This window comes from Vibrio sp. 1402, assembly GCF_033340275.1.
The window spans coordinates 1-514 of the sequence record NZ_JAWOWE010000724.1; the positions used below are offsets into that span (position 1 = coordinate 1).

1 protein-coding gene is annotated in these 514 nt (G+C 48.2%); it reads left to right on the top strand.

From position 1 onward, the window contains the following. Nucleotides 1–514: LysR substrate-binding domain-containing protein (locus tag R7044_RS28140; RefSeq protein ID WP_263857081.1), on the top strand; the 514-nt coding region annotated here is incomplete at both ends.

Genomic DNA, 514 nt, shown 5'->3' on the forward strand with positions numbered 1-514 from the left:
CCGACAGTTGGCCCGTACTTATTGCCTAAAATTCTTCCACAGCTGAAAGAAGAGTTCCCTGAGCTTGAGCTGTTCCTGCATGAGGCTCAAACTCATCAGTTGGTTCGTCAGCTAGAGGAAGGGAAGCTGGACTGTTTGGTATTGGCTTCTGTGGCGGAAACTGCCCCATTTAAAGAGATTGAAGTGTACAACGAACCGCTTAGTGTTGCTGTACCATGTGGTCATGAATGGGCACAGCTCGACCAGGTTGATATGTTGGAGCTCAATGGGAAGACTGTGCTGGCTTTAGGTGATGGACATTGCTTACGCGACCAAGCGTTAGGTTTCTGCTTTGCGGCAGGAGCAAAAGATGATGAGCGCTTTAAAGCCACCAGTTTAGAAACTTTGCGTAATATGGTTGCTGCGGGAGCGGGTATTACTTTGTTGCCTCAGCTTTCTATTCCAGCCGAAAAACAAAAAGATGGCGTTTGCTACATTCCTGCCGTCAACCCTACGCCTTCACGCAGCATTGTTT